We start from the raw sequence: 1,462 nt of genomic DNA on the forward strand, positions 1-1,462 counted from the left end.
ATGGTATTGGCGTTATAGTGAAATTCTGAAAGCATCAAAAAATTCAGACGGCCTGTTATATACAAGGCCGTCTGAAACGTTTTAACTACTTAAACTCATCAAATTAGAAAGAGTATTGCAATCTTACGCCCGCTTCGTGGGTGTGGTTTTTAGGTTCTATAGATCCCAATCCATATGAGTCATACTCTTCCGTAACGGTAAGGTTCGATTCTTTAACTTTCCAGCCGCGATAGAATGGAGCGAGGCTGATTTTGGAGCCGTTCGCGAATTTTTTAGATATAGGCACTTCAACCTCAATACCTTGTCCGCCGCCTTGTTTCATTCGGGTTTCTACCTGGTCGGGTTCGTAAGAATATTGGCGGCCTTTCACGGCACGATTGTAGGCAATGCGGGGAGATATCTCAAAGTTTGCAGGAAGGGCGATATTTACTCCGGTATTGATTTGCGCATATGTGGTTCGGTTTTTGCGGTCATAATCATTTGGATCAATGCGGCTACTTAAGTCTCTCAGAACGCGGTGTCCCAAGCCGGCTCCGGCAGTAATGCTAAAGCGATCGTTAATCGGGAGTGTATATTCGTATAAGGCACGGATATCGTATGCGCGGCGTGGTGCATTTTTGAGTGTGGCTGAGCCATAACTTGCTGAATCGTCGATATAATCCTCAGTTATATATTGTACGCTTCCCGTGTAATCTGTTTTACCGCGCGAATAACGGCCTTCTAATTTTGCCGCATGGCGATCGTTGAAACGGTATTTTACGCCGGCATTAATAGACCATAAGTTGCCTTTTTGCTGCATTAAGCGACTACCATCTTTTTCGTATTCGCGATAGGTCTCGTTGTAATATTCGCTACCAACGGTAAATTCAACAGGGCGGGCAGCCTGTGTACTTACGGTAGCAGAGAGTACTAACACAGCAAAACAGAAATGAGCAGAATTTTTCATATAAATTCCTTTTACTTTATGAAAGCCAATGTGATAATTTGAAAATACAGCATGATGAATTTCTAGGATTTGATAAATATTAACAGGTGTAGTGAACGCTTGGTATGGTGTTTAATGATTTTCTACCTGTATTTGTCTTTTTTATGATATAGCGCAGGTAAAAGCAGAAAAATAGTGTAAAACAGAGTCTGCATGAATTTTAATGATATGTTAATGTTTCTGGGTGGGCTAGTGGGTTTAACACTAAAAATAGATAGAGCAACCCACTCTATTCCCAGGCATAAAGACATTTTGAATGTTAATATCGTATGACATTCTATTTATATAAAATAAGCGATATGACCAACCAGGCAAATTGACCTGACAGCCTATTAGTTATCCCTTCTTCTTCAAATAAGGAACTGCGATGTTCAACTTTATCAAGAAACAGTTTATCGATGTCATTCAATGGCCGAATCCCGATGACAGCCTGCTGATGTGGCGTTTTCCGATTGCCGATGAGGAGATCCAAAACGG

General features: G+C 41.2%; 1 protein-coding gene and 1 pseudogene. One reads left to right on the forward strand and one right to left on the reverse strand.

What is annotated here, in order from left to right:
* Positions 1–103: 103 nt before the first annotated feature.
* The gene (locus tag ACTHS3_RS12950; protein WP_003745718.1) at positions 104–946 is read right to left on the reverse strand and encodes an outer membrane beta-barrel protein; all 843 of its coding nucleotides are present in this window, start codon (positions 944–946) and stop codon (positions 104–106) included.
* Positions 947–1,352: 406 nt separating this feature from the next.
* On the opposite strand from ACTHS3_RS12950, the pseudogene ACTHS3_RS12955 reads away from it, so the two are divergent.
* Positions 1,353–1,462, forward strand: a pseudogene (locus ACTHS3_RS12955) (SPFH domain-containing protein); the annotation flags it as partial.

Source organism: Neisseria sp. P0009.S007, assembly GCF_051962515.1.